General features: G+C 51.8%; 24 protein-coding genes. 5 read left to right on the forward strand and 19 right to left on the reverse strand.

All coding sequences use genetic code 11. The features are described from left to right. Positions 1 to 4: 4 nt before the first annotated feature. From NSQ73_RS18650 to NSQ73_RS18710, 13 genes are all read right to left on the reverse strand, one after another. On the reverse strand, positions 5 to 376 hold the full coding sequence (locus tag NSQ73_RS18650; RefSeq protein ID WP_171716514.1) for a hypothetical protein: 372 nt from the start codon (positions 374 to 376) through the stop codon (positions 5 to 7). A gap of 29 nt (positions 377 to 405) precedes the next feature. Then, complete coding sequence (locus tag NSQ73_RS18655) at positions 406 to 954, reverse strand: GNAT family N-acetyltransferase (RefSeq protein WP_340987619.1); 549 nt, start codon at positions 952 to 954, stop codon at positions 406 to 408. A 44-nt stretch (positions 955 to 998) separates the two neighbouring features. After that, complete coding sequence (locus NSQ73_RS18660; protein ID WP_042136244.1) at positions 999 to 1,178, reverse strand: hypothetical protein; 180 nt, start codon at positions 1,176 to 1,178, stop codon at positions 999 to 1,001. Between the two features lie 385 nt (positions 1,179 to 1,563). Beyond that, complete coding sequence (locus NSQ73_RS18665; protein WP_340987620.1) at positions 1,564 to 1,860, reverse strand: hypothetical protein; 297 nt, start codon at positions 1,858 to 1,860, stop codon at positions 1,564 to 1,566. A 19-nt stretch (positions 1,861 to 1,879) separates the two neighbouring features. Beyond that, complete coding sequence (locus NSQ73_RS18670) at positions 1,880 to 2,302, reverse strand: Rrf2 family transcriptional regulator (protein ID WP_171716517.1); 423 nt, start codon at positions 2,300 to 2,302, stop codon at positions 1,880 to 1,882. Between the two features lie 218 nt (positions 2,303 to 2,520). Continuing rightward, a complete protein-coding gene (locus tag NSQ73_RS18675) occupies positions 2,521 to 3,111 on the reverse strand; it encodes a DJ-1/PfpI family protein (protein WP_340987621.1) in 591 nt (196 codons plus the stop codon). Positions 3,112 to 3,148: 37 nt separating this feature from the next. Beyond that, on the reverse strand, positions 3,149 to 3,469 hold the full coding sequence (locus tag NSQ73_RS18680) for a carboxymuconolactone decarboxylase family protein (RefSeq protein ID WP_340987622.1): 321 nt from the start codon (positions 3,467 to 3,469) through the stop codon (positions 3,149 to 3,151). 94 nt (positions 3,470 to 3,563) lie between these two features. Continuing rightward, entirely contained in the window at positions 3,564 to 4,310 is a 747-nt protein-coding gene (gene map / locus NSQ73_RS18685) for a type I methionyl aminopeptidase (protein ID WP_039297084.1), read from the reverse strand. Between the two features lie 5 nt (positions 4,311 to 4,315). Next, positions 4,316 to 5,356: a hypothetical protein gene (locus NSQ73_RS18690; RefSeq protein ID WP_340987623.1), complete on the reverse strand. Its 1,041-nt coding sequence runs from the start codon at positions 5,354 to 5,356 to the stop codon at positions 4,316 to 4,318. Positions 5,357 to 5,545: 189 nt separating this feature from the next. Then, entirely contained in the window at positions 5,546 to 6,175 is a 630-nt protein-coding gene (locus NSQ73_RS18695; protein WP_340987624.1) for an SGNH/GDSL hydrolase family protein, read from the reverse strand. A gap of 227 nt (positions 6,176 to 6,402) precedes the next feature. After that, positions 6,403 to 7,194, reverse strand: coding sequence for an alpha/beta fold hydrolase (locus tag NSQ73_RS18700; RefSeq protein WP_340987625.1), 792 nt, complete (start codon positions 7,192 to 7,194; stop codon positions 6,403 to 6,405). A gap of 215 nt (positions 7,195 to 7,409) precedes the next feature. Continuing rightward, positions 7,410 to 8,588, reverse strand: a complete 1,179-nt coding sequence (locus NSQ73_RS18705; RefSeq protein ID WP_340987626.1) for an NAD(P)/FAD-dependent oxidoreductase — start codon at positions 8,586 to 8,588, stop codon at positions 7,410 to 7,412. A 40-nt stretch (positions 8,589 to 8,628) separates the two neighbouring features. Then, positions 8,629 to 9,066 (reverse strand): DUF1641 domain-containing protein, encoded by a 438-nt coding sequence (locus tag NSQ73_RS18710; RefSeq protein WP_042136226.1) that lies wholly within the window; start codon positions 9,064 to 9,066, stop codon positions 8,629 to 8,631. 325 nt (positions 9,067 to 9,391) lie between these two features. Here NSQ73_RS18710 and NSQ73_RS18715 point away from each other — a divergent pair, with 325 nt between their 5' ends. Further along, on the forward strand, positions 9,392 to 10,009 hold the full coding sequence (locus NSQ73_RS18715) for a nitroreductase family protein (RefSeq protein ID WP_171716522.1): 618 nt from the start codon (positions 9,392 to 9,394) through the stop codon (positions 10,007 to 10,009). A 117-nt stretch (positions 10,010 to 10,126) separates the two neighbouring features. Here the strand turns inward: NSQ73_RS18715 and NSQ73_RS18720 are convergent, their stop codons facing one another. From NSQ73_RS18720 to NSQ73_RS18735, 4 genes are all read right to left on the reverse strand, one after another. Next, entirely contained in the window at positions 10,127 to 10,780 is a 654-nt protein-coding gene (locus NSQ73_RS18720) for a hypothetical protein (RefSeq protein WP_340987628.1), read from the reverse strand. A 992-nt stretch (positions 10,781 to 11,772) separates the two neighbouring features. Next, complete coding sequence (locus NSQ73_RS18725; protein WP_340987629.1) at positions 11,773 to 12,750, reverse strand: hypothetical protein; 978 nt, start codon at positions 12,748 to 12,750, stop codon at positions 11,773 to 11,775. Next, a complete protein-coding gene (locus NSQ73_RS18730; protein WP_340987630.1) occupies positions 12,729 to 13,322 on the reverse strand; it encodes a sigma-70 family RNA polymerase sigma factor in 594 nt (197 codons plus the stop codon). The genes NSQ73_RS18725 and NSQ73_RS18730 overlap by 22 nt, the downstream gene beginning before the upstream one ends. A gap of 194 nt (positions 13,323 to 13,516) precedes the next feature. Continuing rightward, positions 13,517 to 14,413: a LysR family transcriptional regulator gene (locus tag NSQ73_RS18735; protein WP_340987631.1), complete on the reverse strand. Its 897-nt coding sequence runs from the start codon at positions 14,411 to 14,413 to the stop codon at positions 13,517 to 13,519. Between the two features lie 401 nt (positions 14,414 to 14,814). Here NSQ73_RS18735 and NSQ73_RS18740 point away from each other — a divergent pair, with 401 nt between their 5' ends. Next, on the forward strand, positions 14,815 to 15,555 hold the full coding sequence (locus NSQ73_RS18740) for an SDR family NAD(P)-dependent oxidoreductase (RefSeq protein WP_340987632.1): 741 nt from the start codon (positions 14,815 to 14,817) through the stop codon (positions 15,553 to 15,555). A gap of 125 nt (positions 15,556 to 15,680) precedes the next feature. On the opposite strand, the gene NSQ73_RS18745 is transcribed toward NSQ73_RS18740, so the two are convergent. Next, on the reverse strand, positions 15,681 to 19,058 hold the full coding sequence (locus NSQ73_RS18745) for a X2-like carbohydrate binding domain-containing protein (RefSeq protein WP_445669678.1): 3,378 nt from the start codon (positions 19,056 to 19,058) through the stop codon (positions 15,681 to 15,683). Between the two features lie 192 nt (positions 19,059 to 19,250). Continuing rightward, complete coding sequence (locus NSQ73_RS18750) at positions 19,251 to 20,507, reverse strand: purple acid phosphatase family protein (protein WP_340987633.1); 1,257 nt, start codon at positions 20,505 to 20,507, stop codon at positions 19,251 to 19,253. A gap of 272 nt (positions 20,508 to 20,779) precedes the next feature. Here NSQ73_RS18750 and NSQ73_RS18755 point away from each other — a divergent pair, with 272 nt between their 5' ends. The 3 genes from NSQ73_RS18755 to NSQ73_RS18765 are packed head-to-tail and all read left to right on the forward strand — an operon-like array spanning position 20,780 to position 24,317. Next, entirely contained in the window at positions 20,780 to 21,493 is a 714-nt protein-coding gene (locus NSQ73_RS18755; RefSeq protein WP_340987634.1) for a polyphosphate polymerase domain-containing protein, read from the forward strand. A gap of 1 nt (position 21,494) precedes the next feature. After that, positions 21,495 to 22,226 carry a DUF4956 domain-containing protein gene (locus NSQ73_RS18760; protein WP_340987635.1) on the forward strand — a complete coding sequence of 244 codons (732 nt, stop codon included), beginning with the start codon at positions 21,495 to 21,497 and terminating at the stop codon, positions 22,224 to 22,226. Between the two features lie 54 nt (positions 22,227 to 22,280). Continuing rightward, a complete protein-coding gene (locus NSQ73_RS18765; RefSeq protein WP_340987636.1) occupies positions 22,281 to 24,317 on the forward strand; it encodes a CotH kinase family protein in 2,037 nt (678 codons plus the stop codon). The last annotated feature ends 295 nt before the right edge of the window (positions 24,318 to 24,612 follow it).

The raw sequence follows: 24,612 nt of genomic DNA on the forward strand, positions 1-24,612 counted from the left end.
AGTCTCATCTATTGGTAATCTTCGTGCCCATATATACCCTTTTTTCAAGTGTCGCCTGCTGAACCCAGTTCTGTATTTCCAAAACGTTGAACAGGAACTTATCATCTACCTTGATATAAGGCAGCATCATTCCCTCGAAAGGCCCGTTATTGCTCAAAATCGCATTCTCCGCCTTGATTATATTGATCACCTGATCTTCACTGATCCGCAGAAGCTCCGCCGTCTCGGCAAGCGTCAGAAGCGGGTGGACTGTGGTCTGGCTCACAGCTGCCTGCTCCAAGCCGGTTGTCCGTTCTTTGCTGATAAGCAGGCAACCCGCCACAAACGAAAGGCCCAGAATCAGTGCGGCTCCCAGAATTGTGAATCGGTTCTTCATATACAACATCCCCTTATTTATATGTACAATTAAGATTTAGAATTATAGGATATGAGCCAGCAGTCCCTCCATTCACCTTCATGCCACTCGTGCTCCGGCAAAAGCTTGCCGCGTACAAAACCATTTTTCTCGTACACTCTAAGCGCCCTGTGGTTCCGGCATTGCGGGTCCATAACAATGAGGTCGGCCTGCTCCGCTTCAAGCAGATACTTCACCATTCCGCCTACCAACGTCGATCCGATGCCCCGATTCCACATCTGCGGCTCGCCGATGAACTGATCCATCCCGTAGATCCTGTCTGTATAATCCGCGTAACCATACTCTTCTTTCTCTTCCCTGCCGACAGGATAGTACTGGATATAACCTATGGGCTGGTCTTTGAACTGCACAATCCCGCGGTTTACCCCATCCTCTTCATCCTCATAGAAATGTGCCTGCACCAGCGTCTGATCATGCGGACGGTCCCGGCCTTCGTAATACTCCAGCACTGCGGGATCGGAGAGCCACCGTACCAGCAGGGGCGCATCTTCCCTTTCCAGCCTACGGACGCTCAGGTCCCCGCTGTGGAACAGAATCATTAGGTAATCACTCCTTAGAGATGAGTTGCCGGCAGCACCGTCCGCTACAGCCGCTTGTCTATAATATGCTTGTTCTCCTTGATCTCCTTGCGGAGCAGCCGGATTTCCTGAATCAATTCATCCAGTTTGTAGGTAGCCCTAGATCCATCAATGGCCTTGCGGATAATCAGCATAAAGACCAGCAACGACAGGAACCATATAATCAGTGCCAAAAATACCATCATATCAATGCTCTTCCCCCTTATTCCAGTAAGCCACACATGGTGTCAGTCTAAACCATCTGGAATAATGTGTAAAGACAGCAGCAGCGATTTGTGTAGCCGCAAAAAAGGGGCCCTGCCGGGAACCGGCAGGGCCAAAGTCTATTATAAGGGGGTCATGTGATTAATATACAGGCTGAAGCTTAATGCCTGATGAAAATCACATAAAGGTTTGATGAATTTATAAGTCCTAAACAAAGAGATAGACCCTGCCGAGGCACGGCGGGGTCTAGCATAAATGTATCCACTGGGGGGTGGAGATCTTTAATATACTCCCCGAACCTTAAAAGTACATAAATCTCTGCTGAAAGTTTCCTTAAGTTTCTGTGGCAGTCTACAAAATCTTACATCACGGGCCGGTGCCGCTTGAGGTTACATGCCAGCCCAGCCTGCTTTTCTTCACATAGATGTAGCTTCGCTCTGTTTGTTCAGCGTAGTACAGATTACCGTACCTTGGATCATCCTTAATCCGTCCTTCTGTAACCCTGCCCGCCAATGCAGCCGCCGGATCACGGATCAGCAGGCTCTTGCGTACAGCGAGCTCAGGGGTAGGAGAAGGAAAAATGAGCAGATACAACAATCCGAGCCCGAGCAACACCGTTATATATAAAGCAGCGCCTTTTCGCTTTGGCATAGAGTTTCGCATAGCACATTCCTCCTCTGCCTCACGTAACAGGAATTTGATGTACGATCTGATCCAGTGTAACCTCCTGCAGCACATTCTCCATCGCTTTCTGCGCAAGTGAGAACACGGGAATAATTGCCCCGGCAATGTTCTTGCCGACCGGGCACTCCGGGTTCGGATGCTCGTGGACAGAGAAGAGTGAATCCTCTTCCACTGCATTGACCGCCTTGTAAATCTGCAGAAGCGTGATATCCGCGCTACTTCGGGTAAGCTTCGCACCGGCTACCCCGGGGCGGACCTCCACCAGACCGGCCTTGTTCAGCATGCCTGTAAGGCGGCGGATGACAACCGGATTCGTATTGACGCTGCCGGCGATCCACTCCGAGGTGCTTTTACCGTCTTTGTTGCTGTCTATTAAAGTTAGAATATGAATAGCGACCGCAAACCGGGTGCTGATGTTCATGGGAATCTCTCCTTCATACTGACCAGAATGTCTCCCGGCAGATGTAACAATAATAGTTACATTCTAGACAATTGTCAATCCTGCAAGGAGTTCCCTGACCTCCTCGGGGTACTTCTGACTCAGCCGTTTCTTCCCCAGATTACTCTTCACGATCCGGATCATCTGCTTATCGCCGCTCCCGGCTAACTATTCACCTTCATCCCTCCGGTTTCGATGTTTTACTCATTGGAATACATTACAATGCCTTGTGCATCATACGGATAGTCGATCTGCTGCTTCACGGCAGCCATAGCCTCCCGGCCGGCAAATAAGGATACCAGATATAATCCCAGATCAATTGAGGTTGAGACCCCGCCTCCGGTAATAACATTCCCGTCCTGCACAATCCGGGCCTGAACCACTTCCCGGCAATACGGCTCAAGCAGCTCATAAGCGGATGCATGTGTTGTGGCCCTGCGTCCCTCCAGCAATCCGGCAGCACCCAGCAGCAGGGCACCGGTGCATACCGAAACCAGATATGGAACCCCGCTTGCTCCCTGAAGCCAGGAGATAAAGCTCCCGTCATGACGTAATGCCCTCGTCCCGAACCCGCCGGGTACAAATACCAGATCATATACTGATAAATCCGGCAGCACTTTACCGGTTTTGACCGTAAGCCCCATTTCATCTGTGATTTCCCCGGCCGGACCGCAGATATCCCATTCCAGCCCTTCCCCTGCAGGGAACTGGCGCAGCCTGTAGATTACATCATAAAAACCCGCGAAATCCAGAAACGTAATGCCGTCAAACAGAATAAAAGCAATTTTCACGCTACCCGCTCCTTCGATATCCGTCGTTCTGCAAGTATTACTCGCTGTCGTAAGCCTGCAAAGCAACGGGCAAGGCCTGAATGACCACATTGCCTACAGCCGGAAGAGGCAGCAGGACTGCGCTGATAATCTCCTCACGGGTAGCGCCGAGTGATTTGGCATGCTTGACATGAAAGGCCAGCCCGCTTTCCAGCCTGACCGCCGCGAGTACGGAGATATAGGCAATCTCTTCTGTTAGGGCATCAAGCGCACTTGCTGCATCCAGCTTCTGCACCGCTTCCACCCAGGCTCGATGCTGCTCTGGTGCTTCCTTCATAAATGTCATAAAAGCGTTGCTGACTTGCGGTACATTATTCATTTTCATTGTCCCTCTATTTGTAGGTTTGGAATAACAAAGAAAGTCCACCCTTATGAGGGCAGACCGAATCTGTATGTTCATGGATGCTAAGCTCTTAGGCGCTTGTCAGAATAATCGGTTTGCCTTTGGTGACCACAATCGTATGTTCATACTGGGCAACACGGCTGTTGTCCGCCACACTGAGTGTCCATCCATCCGACTGCTGCTCTACAAAATCAGCACCCGTAGACAGGAATGGCTCTATCGTGATGACCTGACCTTCCTTCAGCACAGTCGTTACCCGCGGATTATAGAACGGCAGGATTTCGTAGGGCTTCTCATGCAACGATTTGCCGATGCCGTGGCTGCAGAGATTACGCACAACCTTGTAGCCGCGCTTGTGCGCCTCCGACTCCATGACCCGGCCGATCTCATTCACCTTCATTCCCGCTCTAAGATGATTAATCACGCTCATCATGGTTTCCTCCGTACTCCGGCAGAGATGGACCAGCTTCTCATTATAAGGAGGCAGTTGAAAAGATACCCCGGCGTCCCCGTAGTACCCGTTCAACTCGGCCGAAACATCAATATTGATTAAATCACCGGCCTGGATTACCCGTTGACCCGGGATTCCGTGTGCCACCTCTTCATTGACGCTGATGCAGGTGGTTCCGGGAAAGTTATAGGTTACCTTAGGGGCAGATTTCGCGCCAAAATGGTTCAGAATCCTCGCGCCCACTTCGTCCAGCTCTGCAGTCGTCATTCCGGGAACTACACTTTTCTTCATCTCGGCGATGGTGTGGCCCACCACTTTACCGGCTGCCTTCAGTCCTTGCAAATCCTGCAGTGTCTCGCTCGTCATCCTGTTCACATTCCTCTCTTATCTGTTGATTCTCCGGCTACCTCCTGAAAAGCGGCTCCGTCCCAGCGGTATGAAGTCTCAACCTGCCTGCCAAGAGCGTTGTCATAATGATCCGCCCGGAAACCGCCTTCGATCACGTCCAGCTTAACCGAATACCGGTCAGGACTGCTGATGAACAGCCCGGAAGCCGCTCCTTTAATCTGCAGTTCCTGGATCGAATGATCCGGCTTCACTGTAAACAGCTTGAACAATGATCCGTTCGAAGAACCATATTGGCCAACCGTAAAATCGGGATTACCGTCCCCGTTATAATCAGCGAACTGAATCTGGAACAAATCGCCGAAGCTCAATTCTTCGGTGAAATGCCGGCTCAGCGCGAACGTGCCCATTGCTGCGCCCTGTTCATCCGTAATGGCCAGCCGGAATTGACCGCTCCAGCTCCGTCCTGCCAGCGGGGAAGGGGTCGACCAATCCTCGCTGTAGCTGCCTTTCAGCAGCTGCAGGTTCAGAAATCCCTTGTTTCCTGTGACCGGGTATAAATCATTGCGTGAGACCGTTACCGGACCTTGAGTTACCACCGATGCCTCATCCGCTTCGGACTTCGCCGCTGCTGGACTTCCGCCGCTGAAGATCAGCTTGCGCAGCTTATCGGCATTCTTGGCAGAGACTGTATAGCCCGTCCCGCTCCGCTCAGCAGATAGCAGCAGTCCGCTATTCCCTTCTTCCTGGCCCAAGCCCAGAATAAAGTCTTCTGTATAACCATCTCCGTAGACCAGCTTCATGCGGAAATCCGCATCGTAATCCAGTTCTCCCGCAATACGCTTGCTTGTATTCATGGCAGAAGCCATCGTCTTAATGAACTCGCCGTCTTTGAAAATCCTGGACTCAAAGGGAGCCGTCTCCGCTTGGCTCTCTATAGAGTTATAGGTCAAATCAATTTCAGAAATCCATCTTGAATTAATGTAGCCGAAAGCATTCTGGCATCCGCTTAATAGAACAACCAGAATAACAGGCAGAATCAGCAGTAACCGCCTTATGGGTTCCACCTCCACATCCTTATGTATGATACAAGTATAACAGCCTTCTTAAGCAGAGTGAAATTCACGTATCTGCCGCGTGTCACCCTGAAGGCAACGGTCTGCTCAGGTATATGCCAAAAACCGGTCCGCTGCATACGCAGGAACCGGTCTGTGCAGCAAATTCAATATGTAGGGAATTTCCCGCTATACTCTGTTTTAGCTTATAGCCCCTACAGCCTTCATCCAGGCCTCTGCAATCAGCGCATGGCCGGCAGGTGAAGGATGTACGCCATCCCCGGCCCAGAAGGCAGGCTCGGCCTTAACCGATGCGGCGGCGAACAGTCCATCCAGCGGGACCAATGCAGCGCCATATTCACGGGCCAGCTCACGGACCACATGAATTTTCGGGTCCAGATCCTTACGCCAGCCCTTGCGGTCTTCCGGCACCGGCAGTACGAACGGCTCAACCAGTACCAGCTTGGCATCCAGGCTCTGCTTGGTGCGTTCAATCAGATCACGGTAGGAAGCCTCGAACTCAGCCGCTGTCGTCTCCTGCCCGGAATCGAACCAGCGCCAGGTATCATTAACACCGATATAAATCGACACCCAGGTCGGCTTCAGCTCCAGACAATCCCGGTCCCAGCGCTCCTGCAGATCCACGGCGCGGTTGCCGCTGATGCCGCGGTTGATGAAGCTAAGGTTCTTCTCCGGATACTGCAGCCCAAGACGAGCGCCCGCCATCAGCGCGTAACCTACACCTAGCGATGAAGCGTCTGCGTAATTGCGGCCGCAATCCGTGATACTATCACCCTGGAACAGGATGATATCGTTCTTTTGAAATGGCATGCCTGAAATCCTCCTATGAAAACATCTGTAATGGTATAAACATCAACATTATAACAAATAGATTTTCCTGCGAATACGTTTTCATTACACATTTACGGAGTAAATCTGTTCACGGCTCTAAGCGCTTCATGCAGGGCAGTATTCAGGTTGCCTTCTGCTGCTCCTTGTGGCGCTGTGCAATCAAGCTAATCACCAGTACTGTGAAGGTTCTTGTGAAGACGCTGATATCAGTGATTAAGCTCGTTGGATTGAGCTTGTATCATCCCTATAATTTCTTCAATGACGAGCCCGGGCTGGTCATGATGGATATAATGCCCGCTGCTTCCGGCGATCACCTGCCTGCTGGCCGCAGATAATTCCAGGAACTCCGCCTGGTTCTTCTGCTCAATCTCCAGTATCGCGTGTGCCGGCCAGTCTGATCCATCCTCATCCGCAAGCCCCCTGGTTATTACCGACAGCGGAACCTGGCTTGGCATGGAACCCCGGGCAGCAGAGATCTGCTTATAGCTCTGCATCTTATCGATCCGCTCCCTATTGAGCGAAGGGTTCAGCAGGTACGCCCGGTTCGCAGCGATATGCTGACGGGGCAGCACCTGCTCATAAGTAAGCTCCTTATATTCGCCTGCAGCATCTATCAGTACAATTCCCGCAGTCCGCTCAGGATAGCAGCAAGCGAAGAGTCTGGCTACCAGACCGCCAAAGGAATGACCGACCAGAATGTAAGGGGCTTTAATATCCAGCAGTGCAAGCAGCCGGTACAGCTCCTCCACCAGATCATGGCAGGAGCGCGGCCCCGGCACTCCCGGGCTGGTCCCGGTACCGGGTCTGTCATAAGCGAGGGTTGAGGCATGCTGCGCAATATTCTCCTGGACACCGCTCCAGGAATCGCAACCATCCCCTAATCCGGAAATAAAGATGACAGCAGGCGCACGGTATGCAGAATATTTATAATACAATCCGCGGCCCTGCCCGTCCGTTTGAACCTCCATCCAATTGCATGTAAATCCGTTCTGAATCATCTTCTCCTCCTAGTGCTGCGCAAAAAGCTCATATAAAGGATGTATGCCTCATTCAGGATAAAGGTCCTTCCAGTAATTTACTATGTAATTTCACACAGCTCTCCTTTTACAGTCTGAATTCATGAAAAATCCCCTTCAACTGCCTGCCGGCGCTTAAAGGGGATGATCTGCCGCATGGAAGCGGCTTGCTATAGGTATAGATGGTTAGGAGAGAATTAATAGGCCAGACTGAACAACCCGTGAATATGGGTCAAATACCGGATATTGCTTGCTTCCTTCATCAGCGTTGCCGGCAGACCCTTCAGCGGTGTGGAATTGCCGCCGACAATCGCTACTCCGTCTCTGCGTCCCAGACTGGCAAGTGTCCCGGAATTCACCGGACTGAAGGTCTCGGAGGCTTTATCATTCAGGTAAGCGTAAAGGTTATAACCGATCAGTTCACCCATCTGCCAGGCGATTTGTGCCGTTGGCGGATACGGACGGCCGTCCGGTGCGAACACAACCGCACTGTCACCGGCTACAAATACATTCTGGTGTGAAGTGGATTGCAGGAACTCATTCACGGTTGCGCGGCCGCGGTTCACTTCAAGCCCGGACTCACCGATCAGCGGGTTGCCCTGCACGCCGCCGGTCCAGACGAAGGTATTCGCCACAATCTGGCGGCCGTCCTTCAGATCAATGGTATTGCCTGCTACATTAGTAACAGGAAGACCTGTCAGGAACTGAACTCCCCGTTTCTCGAGGCTGGTTGTAGCGCGCTCAATCAGATGATCCGGCAGAACCGGAAGAATCTTCGGTCCGGCTTCTACGAGCATCAGCTGGATCTCAGCCGGATTCACTCCATATTTCTTAGTCAGCTTGGGCAGTACATCGGCAATTTCACCTACAAGCTCAACACCTGTCAAGCCGCCCCCGCCGATCAGGATGGTTGCATCGGCCGCATTGCCGCTTTTGGCATATTCACGAATCCGTTCTTCAATATGTCCGTGAATCCGCAGTGCATCCGCCGCCGATTTCAGCACCATGCTGTACTGTTCAAGTCCCGGAATGCCGAAATAAGCCGTCGTGCTGCCCAGACCGACAACAAGAGCATCATAAGTCAGCATTACACCATCCGAGAGGATGATTTGCTTGTTCTCCACCGAGAACGAATTAACCTTGGCAATCTTCAGATCGATATCCTTACCGGCGAACAGCTTGGCAAGCGGCATGGCAACCGCCTGTTCAGAAGCACTTCCTGCTGCAAGGCGGTGTAGTTCGGTAATGATCTGGTGTGTCGGATACTGATTAACCACTGTAACTCTGGCTTCAGCTTTGCTCATATATTTGCGCACGGTTAGCGCACTCAATAAGCCGCCGTAACCTGCACCTAGAATAACTATGTGTTTTGACATCATATTTCCTCCATCCCTACGATTAAGAATTGAACAATAATTACTTACCGGATTGGCGTTCGCCGCTGACCTGCAGGTATGCATTCATGAAACGGAGCACGTTTTGTACCTGCGGGTCCTTGATCATTTTCATCATGCCAAACAGGCTGATGGTTTCACTGCTTGCATCCGCGCGGTCTTTCGCTTCAATAACTGTAGCCGCCAGATTCTTGACAGAGCCTACCACAGGACCTGCCATCTCCTTGATTGCGCCTACTGTATCATTTTTCAATACTTCATCCGTTGCAACCGACTGTACGAAATCGACCGATTTGGTTAATACATTCACCAGTTGGGTAATCTGCGGCAGCTGCTCCACCAGAAGAATCAGGGATTCCTGAACTTCCGGCTTCAGAAGCTGATTCAGCAAATCCTCTTGTGGAAGGCCTGCTGCGGGTATTTCTTGTTCCAAAGGGGTTTGGGTAATGGTTTCTGACATATTGAAGTCTCCTTTACAATGGCATTGCTGCTTAAAAGTATTCATCCACTGAAACTATGTGACTATTATAACATTCCGGTTGTAATAAATGTCACAATGTTTTTGGCTTTATAGCCTTATTTTGTGATTATAATCACTTCTTTTCTCGCTTTTTCAAAATTTATCGACTATTTGAACTAAAATTCACAATTCACAGTCGGTTAACCATTGACGTACGCTTGTAGTTGTGATATTTTAAGCAAGTAACTTATTGTAAGCTTATTTATTAATATCAGCTATTGATTATTACTAACCAACATACATATCACAATGGAGGTCATTATTTATGAGTACTTTTTCAGAATTGGTTCAGTCCCGCAGATCGGCTATGAATTTCGTTGAAGGGGTAAAAATCCCACAAAATGAGCTGGAGGAGATGTTCTCACTGGCCCGCCTGGCTCCATCGGCCTTCAACCTGCAGCATGCCCACTACAAAGTCATCAGCGATGACACTGTGAAGGAAGAAATCCGTAAAGGTGCGTACGGCCAATACAAAATCCACACCGCCTCGGCTGTCATCGTCGTGCTGGGTGACAAAAACGCCTACCAGCAGGCTCCAGAAATCTATAGCGGACTTAAAATGCTGGGAGCCATGAGCGAAGAGGATTACGACCGCACCATTCAGTCTATTAATGATTCTTATACTGGAAAAGACGCTTTCCAGCGGGATGAAGCAATCCGCAATGCTTCCTTGTCAGCTATGCAGTTCATGCTGATTGCCAAAGACAAGGGCTGGGATACCTGCCCGATGATCGGTTTTGATCCGGAAGCGGTGAAAGCTACCCTCGGGCTCAGCGACAACTTCGTTCCGGTAATGCTGATTACGATCGGCAAAGACAACAAGCACAAAATTAGACCGCGCGGCTACCGCAAGCCGGTTAATGAGTTCGTTGAATTTATCTGAGCCTACCCCCGGTCAAGCGAAGTCCCTGTTTAATAGTTGACAGCAAAAAGGTCTTCCGGCACTTAACCGGAAGACCTTTTTGCTGTGATTTTATAAGATAAAACTTCAGCCTGATGATTATTTGGCATAATGCAATATAGCCGCTGCCGCGCGTTCCCGCCGCTCCGCATCGGGACTGTGCAGGGCAGTCTTCAGAACAGCCAGCGCCTCAGCTATTGTGGCTTCATCCACACGGGCCGGGGAATGAGCAGTCTCCATATCGCCAGCCGAAGAATCTGCAAGCCACAAATCCATTCTTGCTACAGGCAGCACCCCTGAATAGCGGGTAACCTCCTGATCCGAAGCAAGCAGTGCTTGTACTGCAGAATTTACAGCTGTACGGGGCAGACTCTTCAGCCAGGTTACCCCGCGCCGGTGCGCAGTTCCGCCCTCCACACTCTCCTGCCGGGCATCATAGAAATAATCACCCAGATCGCCAAGGTATACCCATTCCTCATCCGCAATCAGCACATAATCCCCGTCCTGCATCACGTTGACGAACGTGTCTAAACTGCTGAGAGCTTCTTCCAGCTCCAGCTCCTGCTCCTGCTCCTGCTCCTGCTCCTGCTCCTGATAAGCTCCGGATGCAACCAGCGCGCTGCGGATATCCTCTCTCCCGCTGGACTCCAGATTTGCAATAACGGGATCTCCCGCACATACATAATTATCCTCCAGAAAAGACTTGATTAACCTGCTGCGGGTTCCGTCAAGCCTCACTCCAAACAAACTCATCCTTTTCTTCCTCCTTCAAATGCCCGGATAGCTGAACCGCAACATAACAATCAGTAAATTATACAGCAAACGGCAACGCTTTTGCCGTCCATTTTATAAGACAGCACTGTTCCAGGGCACCAAATTTGCCTGCAGGTGAATCAAGCTAGAGATTGTGAAGCTACCTGCGGACAAATCATGCTGAGCTAAGAAGCTTGGCAATTGCACTGTTCCTCACCTGAGCTTGGCTGGAGATTAGCGGGAGATTGGCTGAAGCATCACGGGCTCATGAACGCATCAGCTCGTGAAGAGGACTGAGATTCCGTTATTTGCGAAGAAATGGCGAATTCGCAGGACATTCGGACTGAGATTCCGTTAGAGTATTTATCCCTCCTTGCAGCGACTGGGTTACGTTGGATCAAGTTTAGAGGGAATAACTATTGTTCGGAATCCTCCTAAAAAACTAAGGATAAGGAAGCATAATAGCGCTTACATGATCTTACAGTGAAAAATAACCGCAAATTTAAAGTATTCGCCTTTTTACGGCTGCGGCATATCACGGTATAATACAGGTATCAACTCAAGGAACCATACACTGCGGTAAGAACGCATGCGGGGGCAGAATCTCCGGCAGTCCTCTTAAGCAGCTGTACTCCCTGAGCTTGAGACTATATCTTTGATCCTGGCGTTACAGCTTTCAATCCATCCCTACACGAAATGGTATGAGCTTCTTAAAGCTCAAAAGCCCACAATCAATCCTATCGTGGTCAGCGGATGAATTAGAGAAGATTTAACGGGCAGGATAGGCAAATTTACTGCCGCCTCGGACGATTTCTACCCGGCTGAGTACAAAGGATAGGATAAGGAGTCTGAGAAGAACATGGGTATAGTGGTTATAATATAAACCTCTATTGTTGATGAAGCTATCAATAATAGAGGTTTATATGTGTTATAGGGGGATTTATTTTAGTTATAGCGGGACAAGCATGCAGCTGACCTTGGCATAGGCCGCTTTAGCGCAGGCCTTCGGCAACTTTAAGCAGAGTCTCTTTGGATACATCCGGTGATTCTGTGCTTACTTCATGCAAAATGTTCCATTCGTTATTCTCCCCTAGCTCGATCCACTGGATATAAGCATAATAGTTGTTTTGGTTCCCATAAGCTTCTTTATTCACAATATATAAAGCATCTAAAGCTCCAACCTTCATCTCCTCAACCGTAGTAGCCGCTGCAAAATTTGCTGTGAGCTGCGCTTCCAGTCCGCTAGGCGTATACTTAACCACAATTGCATCACTTTTCCCTCTTGGACCCTCATATATGAGCTGCGGGCTTACAGTCTTAGCTATTCTATTAGGAGTGTTGAAGCTCTTGATCCAGGCATAATCCTCACCGGGCTTGACCCTTTTCGAGAGGACATTGGTGTATTTCTTTACCCAGGATTCGTCTATAATCCCAAGCTGACTGTCAGACCTCGCTTCGGCAAAATAATATCCTTCCGGCAGACTGCTTGGCACAACCAGCTTTCCGGTAATTGGCTCGATGACCTCCTTCCAGCTCTCTATATCGGAGAACAGCTGCGGACGGTTCACCTTAAGCAGGTCATATCCCCCATTGGGCAGTGACACATACAGGAAGGCGGATTCATTCACAGCCAGTTTAGTCTGAATGTCTTCAACAAGCAGCTTCACGTGCTCACCGTGTTCATCGGATTCAGTATAGTCCGAATGAACGATCACCTTTATTCCAGTAGAACCATATGTAACGGCCCATAACCTTTCCGCACCATAAACCACGCCTCCGAACAGCATCAGGCCGCAGAGAACAACCGCTATCCTTGCAGTGCCGCGCATATGTCTTTTGGTTTTCCGTTCGTTTTGGAATTTGAAGTACTGATCAAAGCTTGCGGAAATCTGTGTCTCCAGCTGTTCCGGTATTACTGTATTCTGCTTAAAGCTGGCAAACTCCCGTTTCAATTGACTTTCGACAGGCATGTGTAGTCCCCCTTCATCTCATCTTCCTCTGTGAATACGGCATGCTGCCGCAGCTTGCGCATTGCCTTGTGATGCCTGGATTTAGCGGTACCCAGCGGTATCTCCAGGGCAGAGGCTATCTCGTCAAAGCTGCATTCCCCATAGTAGCGAAGGACAACAACGCTGCGCAGTTTAGGGGGAAGCCCAGCCACCAGCTGAAGCAGCTCTCCCCGCTGTTCCTGCTCAAGGAGCGGTGTATCCGCCCCCGGCAGCAACAACTCTGACGCATTCTCCCTGCTGCGGATCTGGATGCGCAGCCTGCGCCAGCTTCTCCGGCTCCAGTTGCTGCATTGCCGTACAATTATTCCATTCAGCCATGCCCCAAAGGGCCGATTCCTGTCATACTGCGGCAGACTACGGAACAATTCAATGTAGATTTCATTCACTACATCAGCCACATCGCCTTGCCGGTCAACAAGCAGACAGACTGTCCCGTACACCTGGTGCCTGATGCTGTCATGCAGCGCAGTGAAAGCATCCTTGTCTCCTTCTTTCAGCCTTTGCAGACAGCCATGCAGCTCTTCCTCAGTCATCCGTCTCTCTCCTTTCTGTGTTGGTTTTCACTCTATATTGGTCCGCTGCGGGACAAAGGTTCCCTTTGAGTACAATAAATTCAATCCTTACACAAAAAAAACCGGCCGCCCATGAGTTTCGTCATGAATTGCCGGATGTGGAAGTAAAGTATAGTTGTCTCAAACCGGTCTTATCATCTCTTATCAGCTCTATTCTACATATGCACAGGTATCCCCAGCTCCCGCTTCAGGAATTGATAGACTTGTAAGCTGGCCCCCCTCAGCGGGTAATCAGCTATTCTGCAGGCGATTCCGCAGCTCATATCAACTCCCGGCCCTGATAGTCTCCTGACCACTGTACCAGACGGAAGAGTCTGTAAGGTAATCTCAGGTACAAAAGCCATCCCAATACCGTTCTCCACATAGAATTTCAAGGCGGACATACTGCCGATTTCCATGGTGTTCAGCGGGGGACCGGCTGCTTCCTGCAAAATACTCTCCAGCTTCTTACGGTAAGGACAATCCGCAGCCGTAATGAGCAGACGGTGTCCGCGAAGCAGGTCCGCAGTAATCTCCTTCTCCGTCTCCAGAGGATGACCTTCGGGCAGCAGCAGCACGAATTGCTCGGTGAAAAGCGGCTCGAAATACAGCTCCGTCCCAAGCTGCGGGGCGGAGCACAGAATCATGTCGAGTTCTCCCCGGAGGAGCCGCCCGCTGAGAGCCGCTGTTCCGGCAATCTCTACTGAAAGTACGATCCGGGGAAACTGTTCCATGAATATGCGCAAAAGCTGCGGCAGCCGGTAACTCGCAGTCGGATCGGTTACACCGATCCGGACGCTCCCTGCTCCGCCCGACTGCAGATCAGCCAGACTGCTCTGCAGCCGCTCCATGTCTTTCACAATCTGCAGGCTCTGCTCATGGAACAGCCTCCCGGCTTCCGTCAGGATCACCTGCTGTTTGCCGCGCTCCAGCAGCTGAACGCCCAGCTGAGCCTCAAGCTTCTGGATCTGCATTGTTACCGTAGACTGGGCATAGCTAAGCTCTTCGGCTGCACGGTTAAAGCTTCCTGTGCTCACAATGGCCTGAAAGGTTTTTAAAGTTTTGAAATCCATTTGCGCTAACCTCTTTCGAGTAAGACTCCCGTTTTCCGCCGTCCTATCGTTCTTCATTGCATTTTCTACAATAGAATTTGCCTAATCTGGCGCGAAAATCAGTTCTGTTGCACTTCATACAATTGATTTTCTGATTTCTGCTCACATTAACCGATTTCACAGAATTCTACTGTACAGAGTGTAATAGGGAATGGCGAATAGCATTCAGCCTCCCTGAGCTTGAGGATGTTTCATTTCAGAGTCCATTGACCATCTTCTGTTGAAGTCCCTCTAGTTCGCTCGATATAGTTCAATATTATTGAACTAATCCTTCATTTCATTCAATTATACAAAACCAGGCAAACTGAATACAATTGTACTCAGGATATTCAATAACAATAAGAAGTCGGGAGCGGATAAGGATGGATCTGAAGGGTAAAGTCGCGATAGTGACAGGCGGAGGAACAGGTATCGGGCGGGCAACCAGCCTTCAGCTTGCCGGGCAAGGCGTAAAGGTTGCCGTGAATTATTCCCGTTCAGAAGCGGAAGCCCGGGAAACGGTTGACATGATCATAGCGCAGGGCGGGCAGGCCATTGCTGTACAAGCCGATGTGTCCGCAGATGCCGAGGTACGGGCAATGGTAGAACAAGTAGTACAGACCTACGGCACTGTAAATCTGCTGGTGAATAATGCCAGTATCACGCAGCATATTCCTATGGATGATCTGGAGGCAGTCACCTCCGAGGTGTGGGATGAATTATACGGCGTAAATGTCAAAGGTATGTTCTTCTGTGCCCGGGCAGCCGCCCCGTATATGAAGTCAAGCGGACAAGGAGCCATCGTCAACCTCGGCAGTATTGCCGGAAATACAGGTGCTGGTTCGTCACTTCCTTATGCGGTATCCAAAGCGGCTGTCCACGGCTTGACCCGCTCACTGGCTAAGGCTCTCGCCCCTGACATCCGGGTCAACTGCGTTGCCCCGGGAGCCGTAGCGACACGCTGGTGGGCGGGCCGGGAAGCGCAGATGCACAAGCTCGCACCGAACCTGCTGCTGCAGAGCATTGCCGCGCCGGAAGATATCGCCCGTTTCATCTGCTCCGCGCTCGCTCAGGAAGCCATGACCGGGCAGATTATCACCGTCGACAGCGGGCAGACTTTATAGCCGCTACAGCGCTGGCAGATTCATTCTACACACAGCAAGCAGCCCCCTCTCCGCAATATTGCGGAAGGGGGCTGTCTGTTCGAAGCTGTTCAAGACTCTGCTACTCTACTCACTTGAACTCCCAATTAAGAAGGTTCATTTCCCCATACCAGGCTGCCGGAGATATAGGCCGGAATATTGGCCCAATCGGCATAAGCTGTGCCCGCTGCGTTAAAGGAATAATCTCCGGTCTGGGTGTAATTGCTCCAATCCGACTTGGACGCCCGCAGCTGAATATCTATGCTTGCTCCGGCTGCAAGGGAACCTGCATCCCCTGTAAAGCCCAGCTCCAAGTAATAATCGGCTCCGGTCTTGGCCGCCGGAAGTTTGACAAATGTCCCGGTCACATTCGCGCTGCCAACCTGTGACCAGTCGCAGAAGAAGCTCTGGGTCTGCTCGCCGTCAATGGTGTAATAATATCTGATTTTGACATCGGCCAGTGAGACAGCAGCCGTGCCGGTATTCATCAGTTTAATCTTCGGGCTCAGCGTATTAGCCGCAGCCGCTGTGCTGCTGTTGTACATCTGAACTTTAAGACCGGCAGCAGCCGGTGCTGTTGTATCCACTACCGCAACAGCCAAGGTCTGCGCCGCTCCGGCGCTGAAATTGAAGCTCAGCGTTGTCGTACCCACCGCCTGCGCTGCCAGATATGCCTTGCTGATCGTGACAACTGAGCCGCTTACACTATAATCCGTTCCCGCGGTCAACGTTGCCGCGCCATTCTTGATCGTGCTTAACGTGTTCCCGTTCAGCGTCACCGTCACGGCGATATCCGCCTGATTCGCCGTCTTCTTATCGAAGCTGGCACTAACCGGCGTGATCGCAGAATTGCTGGCCGGTGTTGTCGTATCCACTACCGTAACAGCCAAGGTCTGCGCCGCTCCGGCGCTGAAATTGAAGCTCAGCGTTGTTGTACCCACAGCCTGCGCTGCCAGATACGCCTTGCTGATCGTGACTGCCGAACCGCTCACAGTGTAATCTGTTCCGGCGGTCAACGTTGCCGCGCCGTTCTTAATGCTGCTTAACGTGTTCCCGTTCAGCGTCATCGTCACGGCGATATCCGCCTGATTCGCCGTCTTCTTATCGAAGCTGGCGCTGACCGGCGTAATCGTTGAGCCTGCCGCCGGCGGGTTCACCGGATCGGCGTATAAGGTGCCCCGGCCATTGGTGCCCAGATATACGCGTCCGTAGATGCGCGGATCTCCAGTGATGGCCATGTTGATTTTGGCATACTGATGGGCATTGTCATTGATCCGTACCCAGCTGGCCCCGGCATTATCGGAGCGGAAGACCCCTCTTACACCATCGATCTGAGCTACTGTATAGAGTGCCATGTAGCTCTGGCCCGGCGCTGCCTTGCCGAACCCGATGAGGTCAGCTTCATCAACATTGGCCAGCTTGGTGAAGCTTGCGCCTGAATTGACAGAGTGCCATAAGCCATATTTGTTCTCCACCGTATTGCCGCCGGCGAACCAGATATCGCCTTCGATGCCCGGCATGGCTTTGATGCTGATCTGGGCCTGATTCGGCTGAAGATTGCCGACATTATTGGTCGGGAAGCCTGTTGCTCCCGTAGCCGTGAACGTTGCTCCGCCATCCGTACTGACGTAGAAGGTTCCCGCATAGAAGGCATAGAACTTATTCGCATTCACCCGGTCCGAAGCAATCTTGGCACCTGCAGGCACACCACTGCTGGCTGTCCAGGAATTGCCGGTCGACTTGGAATAATACACACCAATATCTGAGGTACTCCACAGAATAGAGTTGCCGCTGGCGGATACAGCTACCTGGCCTTGCCCGGCAGTCGTCTTAGTCCCGTTCGAGGGCTCTGCATTCGGCATATACCAGTTCGTGCCGCCGTCATTGGAGATCCCGATTGACTTCATGCTTGGGGACTTCTCCTTGTCCGCACCGCCAACACGTACTACATAGGCTGGGCTTAACTCAGCATAATCGATGCCGGTTGTGGTTGCCCAGGAAGGACTTGTCTGGAACTTCACCGGTGCTGCAGTGACATCATCATACCGGAAGCCGGACACATCCCCAAGTGCAGTAATCAGGTGTGCTCCTGCTGGAGGGCTGATCAGCCCCAGCACTGCAGTCTCTTCCACTCCCTTCGCCATCACGGAAATATTGACTTTCCCGCCGGTATCCCAAGCGCCTAAATTGTTTGAACCATAGATAGTAGCACCCGTACCGTACATCATCCGGTTGGAGTTGAACGGATCAATCTCCAGATCCCCCATCATCCAGCCCAGCTTGGGCGAAGGATCAAGGGAGGTGGACGTTACTCCATGGTCAAGCCATGGGGCAGCCGTGATATCCATCGCAAATTTATAGGTCCGTTCCGGATAATTGCCCCAATCCCAAATCCGGCTCCAGGTTGCCCCGCCGTTAGTGCTGCGGAAGATGACTTCATCCGGCCACCAGGCATTCAGACTGGAGACCATCACGGTGTCAGGATGCTGCGCATCAACGGCAAGTCCGCCGAATCCGTACCAGTTATCGGTTCCCGTAGACGGACTGATATTCGTCCACACCCCGCTTGTTTTGTTCCATTTCCAGACCTCGCCTTTACTGCCGTCATACGGCCCAACGCCATTGCTGTAGGTAATATACAGATCACCTGTAGAAGACAGAACACCATGATGCGGCAGATAACCTACAGGCTGGCCGGGCAGTGCACTCCAGGTTGCTCCCCCGTCCGTGCTGCGGTAGACACTGCTTGCCGTATCCGCTACTCCCACATAAATCGTCTGGGTGGCATTCCCGGAGGTGCCTGTGCTTTTATCAAAAGTAATCCAGGATAATCCTACAAGATCATTGCCGTAATCAAGCGTCGGATTCTGAATGTACGTCCCCACATTAGGGAAGGAGCTGACCTTGGACCAAGTGACCCCGGAGTCGGTGCTCTTCCACAGACCGTTCCCGCTCCGCGCCCCGAAGAACAGGATGCTGTTCTTATTCGGGTCAATCACAAGCCGTTCGCCTGCCGAACGTCCGGGCATGTTACCGCCAACCTTGAACGGCAGCGGCGTTGTCTGCCACGTATTCCCCCGGTCGCTGGAGCGCATGATTTGTCCATTATCGTCCCATGAGTTCGTATAGGTGCCGGTAGCCATATACACCTTGTCCGGATTCACCGGATCGGTTGCCAGCGCATCTACGCCATTCTTGTTCCAGTCCACCCAGCCGACAGAATCGCTGATCGATGTCCAGCTGCCGGATGTCTGATTCCAGCGGTAGGCACCGCCGATATCCGTCCGCGCATAGATCAGATTCGGCTCAGTCTGGTTAAAAATAATACCCGGAACAAACCCTCCGCCTGCACCGGTAACCACACTGTTCCAGTTGTAGGCTTCACTTGCTGCGGCATGAGTTACTGCGGGAGAAACGGTAAACAATGAGCAGGGCATTGCAGCCAGCAGGACAACCATTCCCATTCTTCGGATACGTTTTCGAATCACGGTTCTAACCTCCCAGGTTCTTTCTTTGATAACGCTTTCATTATAGAGCGCTGACAACCTGTACAGTGAGGGAAAACGGTCGAATCCATAAGAAAACTGTCAGCAATCATCGTACCATTTTCACACTTTTTATTACTATTTTAACAATAAAAGGCTCTAATGGAATGTCATCCAAAAGAACCCCTATTTCTAATGCTTCAGAACAAACTCATCCAGCTTGTTGCCAGAGGTATCATATGCCTGATAGATCAGGGTATCCCCGCTAACCGTGATTCCGGCGAACATCGGCTTATTATTCTGGAAATGAACCTTATGGTAGAACTGGTCTTCCTTCTTCCCGTTGAATTTGGCCCCGGAGGCGTTAGTCACCACATAGACCGTTCCGCCTGTTGTAACATTGCCACCATCACTCTCAGGCACGATTTCACCGGCGCGCAGCGGATAAGAACGGGAATACTCATGATTATGTCCCTGCAGCACAAGATCCACCTTGTATTTGTCAAAAATCCCCGTCCAGTCCTCCACCTTACTGTACATGTTCCCGCCATACGCCGGACGGTGCATCGCTACAATTGTCCACGGCTTATCCGTACCTGCAAGGTCCTTCTTCAGCCATTCAGCCTGCTTCTTCAGATTACTCTCTGTATTCAGCACAGTCACATGAACCGGGCCGTAATCGAAGGAATAGGAAGTGCCGGCGATCGAACCCTTGGCCCCGTTATCCGGCAGATTGAAATGTGAGGTAAACAGCTCCGCCTCTTCATCAATCTCGTCATGGTTACCGGTCACAGGCATGAGGGGCACACTGGCCACCCTGTTCTGAACATAGCCAAAAAAGCTGTTCCATGCCGCACTATCCTCCGGATCTTCAGTAAAATCACCATTATGCACAATAAACTCTGCTGCCGGGAAGGTCTTGAATGCCTGTTCCAGGGTGTTGCCCCAGATTGCGAAATCCGCATCTGTTACTCCCTGGGAGTCCGTAACATTGATAAAGGTCACCTGACCGCTGTCCGCTTCCGCAGTGCTGAACTCATACGCAAGGCTCCACTCCTGTTCCTCCCCGCTGCCAACCCGGTAAGTAAAGCGTGTTCCCGGCTCCAGTCCGGTAATCTCGGCTTTGTGCACGCCTGCTGTACCCTGATCCGTCTTGATCACAGTATTGGCTGCCTGAACCCTAATGACCCCATCTCCGGTAAAATCAGCCGCCCCGCCTTTCACTGCCTCAAGCCAGCCGTCTGCTCCGGGGTCCCCGGTGTACCAGGTAAAGGCGCGGCTGGTGGCCGCATCACCCTTAAACGTACTGACCAAATCGTAGAGTACACCCGAGAATTCAGATCCTCCCCCTGCGGCCCGCTCCGATTTGAGCCGCTCCACGCCAAGCGCCAGTATGATCAACACAACGACTATAATTCCGATGATAATGAATGTTTTCAAGTCTTTCATGTGCTCCCTCCGCCTGCAGCTTCAATTCTTGCAATCTCTCTGAGCCCGCCGCTCGATCCGTTCTGTTTCTGTATTCTAGGGTAGCCCCAGTGGCATCAGGAAGTCAAATCCCCGTCCCCGGAATAACCTTACATTTCGTGACATTTGTAAACGCAGTGTAAAAACATTCAGCTGACGTTCAGTTCAATTTAAGAAAATCATAAGGTCGGTCCCTTAGAATAGGGTCAGCGGCCAGATCACGCAAGAACTTAGAGAGAGAAATGAGGTGTGAGATGAACAAGAGGCTGCAATTCCGGCACGAGCTGAAATTCTTCATTAGCTATCATCAATATCTTATCATCCGGCAGCGGCTCCAGAGCCTAATGGATACAGACCAGAATGCTGACGAGAGCGGGGATTACCATATCCGCAGCCTGTATTTCGATGATATGAACAATACAGCGTTGTCCGATAAGCTCGGTGGCCTGCGTGAACGTGCCAAATACCGCATACGGATCTACAATGTGCAGGATGATGTCATTCATTTTGAGAAAAAAATCAAGATGGACGATTATATCGCCAAAATCAAAGAACCGCTGACGCGGGACATGTACGATGAGATTATGACCGGCAACTATGAGGTGCTGAATGTACCGGATAAGCCGCTGTTTATGGAGCTCTACAATCAGATGCGGCATAACCTGCTGCGCCCGAAGGTGATCGTCGATTATGTCCGCGAGCCTTATGTATGCCATAACGGCAACGTGCGGATTACTTTTGACAAAGAGCTTCGTACGGGACTGCATGCGGTGGATATATTCAGCAAGGAGCTGCAGCCGGTCCGGGCGCTTGACGGGAGCTTAATTATTTTCGAGGTCAAATTCGATGAATACCTGCCCGATTATATCCGGATTGCCTTGCAGCTTGAAGGCCTGAACCGGCAGTCCGCTTCTAAATACGTCATTTGCCGGAAATTTCTAAAAACCAACACTTGGGAGGATTATTGATATGAGCATCACAGCAAGTCTGGCTGCAGCCGCAGCACAGGGAGCGAACGACACCGCAACTACCTTTTCCGATATGATCAAAAGCTCGGTGACCGACAACTTCGTTTCCGACATCCGCATTTCCAAAATACTGATTACGCTCGGTGTGGCTTTTCTGATCGGATTCTTCATTTACATTCTGTACAAACGGGTCTTCAGCGGTGTCCTCTACTCCAAAAGCTTCAACGTCTCCCTGATGGGCATGACGATGATCACGGCAACCGTCATTATCGCGATCAACTCGAACCTCGTGCTGTCACTCGGTATGGTCGGTGCGCTGTCTATCGTCCGTTTCAGAACGCCTATCAAAGATCCAACCGACCTGATCTTCCTGTTCTGGGCAGCTGTTGCCGGAATCGTAACGGGCGCCGGGTTCTTCACACTGGCTATTATCGGCTCCATCATCATCGGCCTGATCCTGTTCCTGTTCATAAAACGTTCTTCTATCGAAACTCCGTACCTGCTGGTGATTAACTGCGACGGCGACGACAGTGAGCGCGAAATTCACAGCCATCTGAACAAATCGGTGAAACGGTATAATATGAAGCAAAAAACGGTAACGGCCGGCAACATTGAGCTTACGCTTGAGCTGCGGCTAGACGACAAGGAAGGCGGATTCGTGAACACGGTCTCCGGCCTTACCGGTGTCAAGAATGCCCTGCTGATCAGCTATAGCGGCGACTATGTCTCATGATCACGGGCCTGCTGCAGGCTGGTAGATCTATATTCATGAAAGGCGGTGCCCAAGATGATAGCACGAGGTAAGCAGATTCTGCTCATTCTTAGTTGCCTGCTGCTGGTTACCGCTATAGCTGGTTGTCAGATTTCAAATCCTTCTGCGGATAACAGCGGCACTATGACGGACACGCAGAACAAGGCGGTATCAAGCGAGGAACAGAGTCTCGATACAGAGGTTTTTCCGAAGGACAAGGTTGTAGATGTCAAAATCACGCTGGAGCCGGATGATTTCCAGGATATGCTGGACAATGCCAGCGCCGAGGAATACAAAACCGCCTCCGTCGAATATAACGGCATCCAAATGGATAATGTCGGGGTGCGGACCAAAGGAAACTTAAGTCTGCGCAGTGTGGTGCAGATGAGCGATTCGGACCGGTACAGCTTCAAGCTGTCTTTTGACGAGTATGTGAATCAGAACCTGTTCGGGATTACCAAAATCAATCTCAACAACAACTACAGCGACGCCTCATACATGCGGGAATTCCTGACCTATGAGCTCGCGGAGAGCATGGGACTGCCCGTGCCAAAATACTCGTTCGTCAATATCTATGTCAACGGGGAGCTTAAGGGCTTCTATCTGGCAGTAGAGCAGATCGGTGATGCCTATCTGGAACGCCATTTCGGCAACGCCTACGGCGCACTCTATAAAGGCCAGATGACCGGACAGGGCAGCGATCTGACCTGGCTCGGAGATGACGCTTCACTCTACACTGGCCTTGAGATGAAATCGAAGAAATCAAACGATGACATTCTCGTCGATATGCTGGATGAGCTGAACAACGGCACCGACTATGAAAAATACATCGATGTCGATGACGCTCTCGGCTATATTGCCCTGAACGCCGTGACCGGCAATATGGACAGTTATCTCGGCAGCAATAAGCAGAATTACTACCTGTATGAAGACGACGGCATCTTCTCCATCCTGCCGTGGGATTACAACATGGCCTTCGGCGGCATGGGCGGCTCGGATGTGCTGATTGACGAGCCCACCCAGGGCACACTCGCCGAACGCCCGCTGGTAGCGAAGCTGCTGGCGAATGAGACTTACTTAGCGAAATATCACGAGATCGTCCGCAGCATGCTGAGCGGCTACCTGAAGGATGAGACCTTCCAGGCCCGGATCAGCGAGATGGACACCATGATCGCAAGCTATGTGAAGGCCGACCCTTCTGCCTTCTATACCTTTGAGCAGTATGAGAGCGGCCTCGAGTCCGTGAAGACCTTCATGTCGACCATGGCGGGCACCGTCACGCAGCAGCTCGACGGCACGATTCCCGCTACCAATGACGGCAACGGCAGTGGTGGCGGGATGGGCGGCGCTGGCGGCGGGCGCGGCGGCGGGTTTGGTGCTGCGCCTGGCGGGCAGGCGGCACAGGGTGATGACGCAGCGGGTGGCGCGGCGCAAGGGCAGGCGGGCGCGACGGCTGGCGAAGCCGCGCAGGGCGGTGCCGGTGCGGCGGCGGGTGGCGCGGCGCAAGGGCTGGCAGGCGCGGCGGCCGATGGCGCGGCGCAAGGGCAGGCGGGCGCGGCGGCTGGTGACGCGGCGCAAGGGCAGGCGGGCGCGGCGGCTGGTAGCGCCGCGCAAGGGCAGGCGGGCGCGGCGGCCGGTGAAGCCGCGCAAGGGCAGGCAGGCGCAGCGGCTGGCGGCGCGGCGCAAGAGCAGGCGGGCGCAGCGGCGCAGGGCAGTGCCAGTGCGGCCGCCGGGCAGCAGCCGCAAGGCGGCAATGGCGGTGCGCCGCAAGGTCAAGCGGCGCAAGGTGGGCAGACCGGCCAAGGCGTTCCCGGCGGTGAGCCGGGCGCTATGGGCGGTCCGAGCTTCCCCGAGGGCGGCTACGGCCCGGGTGGCGGTGGTATAGGCTTCGCCGGCGGTATAGGCGGCGGCGGTGGTTTCGGCGGTGGCGGTATGGGCGGCGACTTCGGCGGCCAAGGCAATACACCGCAGCAGCAAGGTAGTACCAGCGAAGCTGTTACTACCGGCGTAGCTATTGTATTGCTTTTGCTGGCCGCAGCATTCGTTACTTTCTATAAGCGGAAGCGTTTATAACCCTTCATAATATATTGCATTACACACATAAACTGGCCCGGATTATTAGCACCCGGGCCAGTTTTTTATTTAACACTCATAACTATGCTTTTATTGTCTTTACATCGAAAGTACTTGAAACACATTGCAAATCGGGAATAATAATTTGGAATCGTCTATTTAATTAGTATTCATTCCTGCTAATACCAAACCCATCTCAACTCTTTTTAAGAGTGATCTTATCTACTCAGATGAAGAGACCATGTGGAAATGAACTCTCGCTGTACAGCCCCAACTATTCGTTCCCTTTGGAGTT

Origin of the sequence: Paenibacillus sp. FSL R10-2736 (assembly GCF_038000245.1) — a bacterium.
Lineage (GTDB): Bacteria > Bacillota > Bacilli > Paenibacillales > Paenibacillaceae > Paenibacillus_AQ > Paenibacillus_AQ phytohabitans.

What these genes read in the sequence shown, in the direction of transcription:
- NSQ73_RS18765 (WP_340987636.1), top strand. Translation starts at nt 22,281, where the DNA reads ATGATAGCACGAGGTAAGCAGATTCTGCTCATTCTTAGTTGCCTGCTG.
- NSQ73_RS18670 (WP_171716517.1), bottom strand. Translation starts at nt 2,302, where the DNA reads ATGAACATCAGCACCCGGTTTGCGGTCGCTATTCATATTCTAACTTTA.
- NSQ73_RS18705 (WP_340987626.1), bottom strand. Translation starts at nt 8,588, where the DNA reads ATGTCAAAACACATAGTTATTCTAGGTGCAGGTTACGGCGGCTTATTG.
- NSQ73_RS18735 (WP_340987631.1), bottom strand. Translation starts at nt 14,413, where the DNA reads ATGGATTTCAAAACTTTAAAAACCTTTCAGGCCATTGTGAGCACAGGA.
- NSQ73_RS18700 (WP_340987625.1), bottom strand. Translation starts at nt 7,194, where the DNA reads ATGATTCAGAACGGATTTACATGCAATTGGATGGAGGTTCAAACGGAC.
- NSQ73_RS18720 (WP_340987628.1), bottom strand. Translation starts at nt 10,780, where the DNA reads ATGAGTTTGTTTGGAGTGAGGCTTGACGGAACCCGCAGCAGGTTAATC.
- NSQ73_RS18660 (WP_042136244.1), bottom strand. Translation starts at nt 1,178, where the DNA reads ATGATGGTATTTTTGGCACTGATTATATGGTTCCTGTCGTTGCTGGTC.
- NSQ73_RS18710 (WP_042136226.1), bottom strand. Translation starts at nt 9,066, where the DNA reads ATGTCAGAAACCATTACCCAAACCCCTTTGGAACAAGAAATACCCGCA.
- NSQ73_RS18715 (WP_171716522.1), top strand. Translation starts at nt 9,392, where the DNA reads ATGAGTACTTTTTCAGAATTGGTTCAGTCCCGCAGATCGGCTATGAAT.
- NSQ73_RS18755 (WP_340987634.1), top strand. Translation starts at nt 20,780, where the DNA reads ATGAACAAGAGGCTGCAATTCCGGCACGAGCTGAAATTCTTCATTAGC.
- NSQ73_RS18740 (WP_340987632.1), top strand. Translation starts at nt 14,815, where the DNA reads ATGGATCTGAAGGGTAAAGTCGCGATAGTGACAGGCGGAGGAACAGGT.
- NSQ73_RS18655 (WP_340987619.1), bottom strand. Translation starts at nt 954, where the DNA reads ATGATTCTGTTCCACAGCGGGGACCTGAGCGTCCGTAGGCTGGAAAGG.
- NSQ73_RS18725 (WP_340987629.1), bottom strand. Translation starts at nt 12,750, where the DNA reads ATGCCTGTCGAAAGTCAATTGAAACGGGAGTTTGCCAGCTTTAAGCAG.
- NSQ73_RS18650 (WP_171716514.1), bottom strand. Translation starts at nt 376, where the DNA reads ATGAAGAACCGATTCACAATTCTGGGAGCCGCACTGATTCTGGGCCTT.
- NSQ73_RS18760 (WP_340987635.1), top strand. Translation starts at nt 21,495, where the DNA reads ATGAGCATCACAGCAAGTCTGGCTGCAGCCGCAGCACAGGGAGCGAAC.
- NSQ73_RS18750 (WP_340987633.1), bottom strand. Translation starts at nt 20,507, where the DNA reads ATGAAAGACTTGAAAACATTCATTATCATCGGAATTATAGTCGTTGTG.
- NSQ73_RS18680 (WP_340987622.1), bottom strand. Translation starts at nt 3,469, where the DNA reads ATGAATAATGTACCGCAAGTCAGCAACGCTTTTATGACATTTATGAAG.
- map (WP_039297084.1), bottom strand. Translation starts at nt 4,310, where the DNA reads ATGACGAGCGAGACACTGCAGGATTTGCAAGGACTGAAGGCAGCCGGT.
- NSQ73_RS18730 (WP_340987630.1), bottom strand. Translation starts at nt 13,322, where the DNA reads ATGACTGAGGAAGAGCTGCATGGCTGTCTGCAAAGGCTGAAAGAAGGA.
- NSQ73_RS18665 (WP_340987620.1), bottom strand. Translation starts at nt 1,860, where the DNA reads ATGCGAAACTCTATGCCAAAGCGAAAAGGCGCTGCTTTATATATAACG.
- NSQ73_RS18695 (WP_340987624.1), bottom strand. Translation starts at nt 6,175, where the DNA reads ATGCCATTTCAAAAGAACGATATCATCCTGTTCCAGGGTGATAGTATC.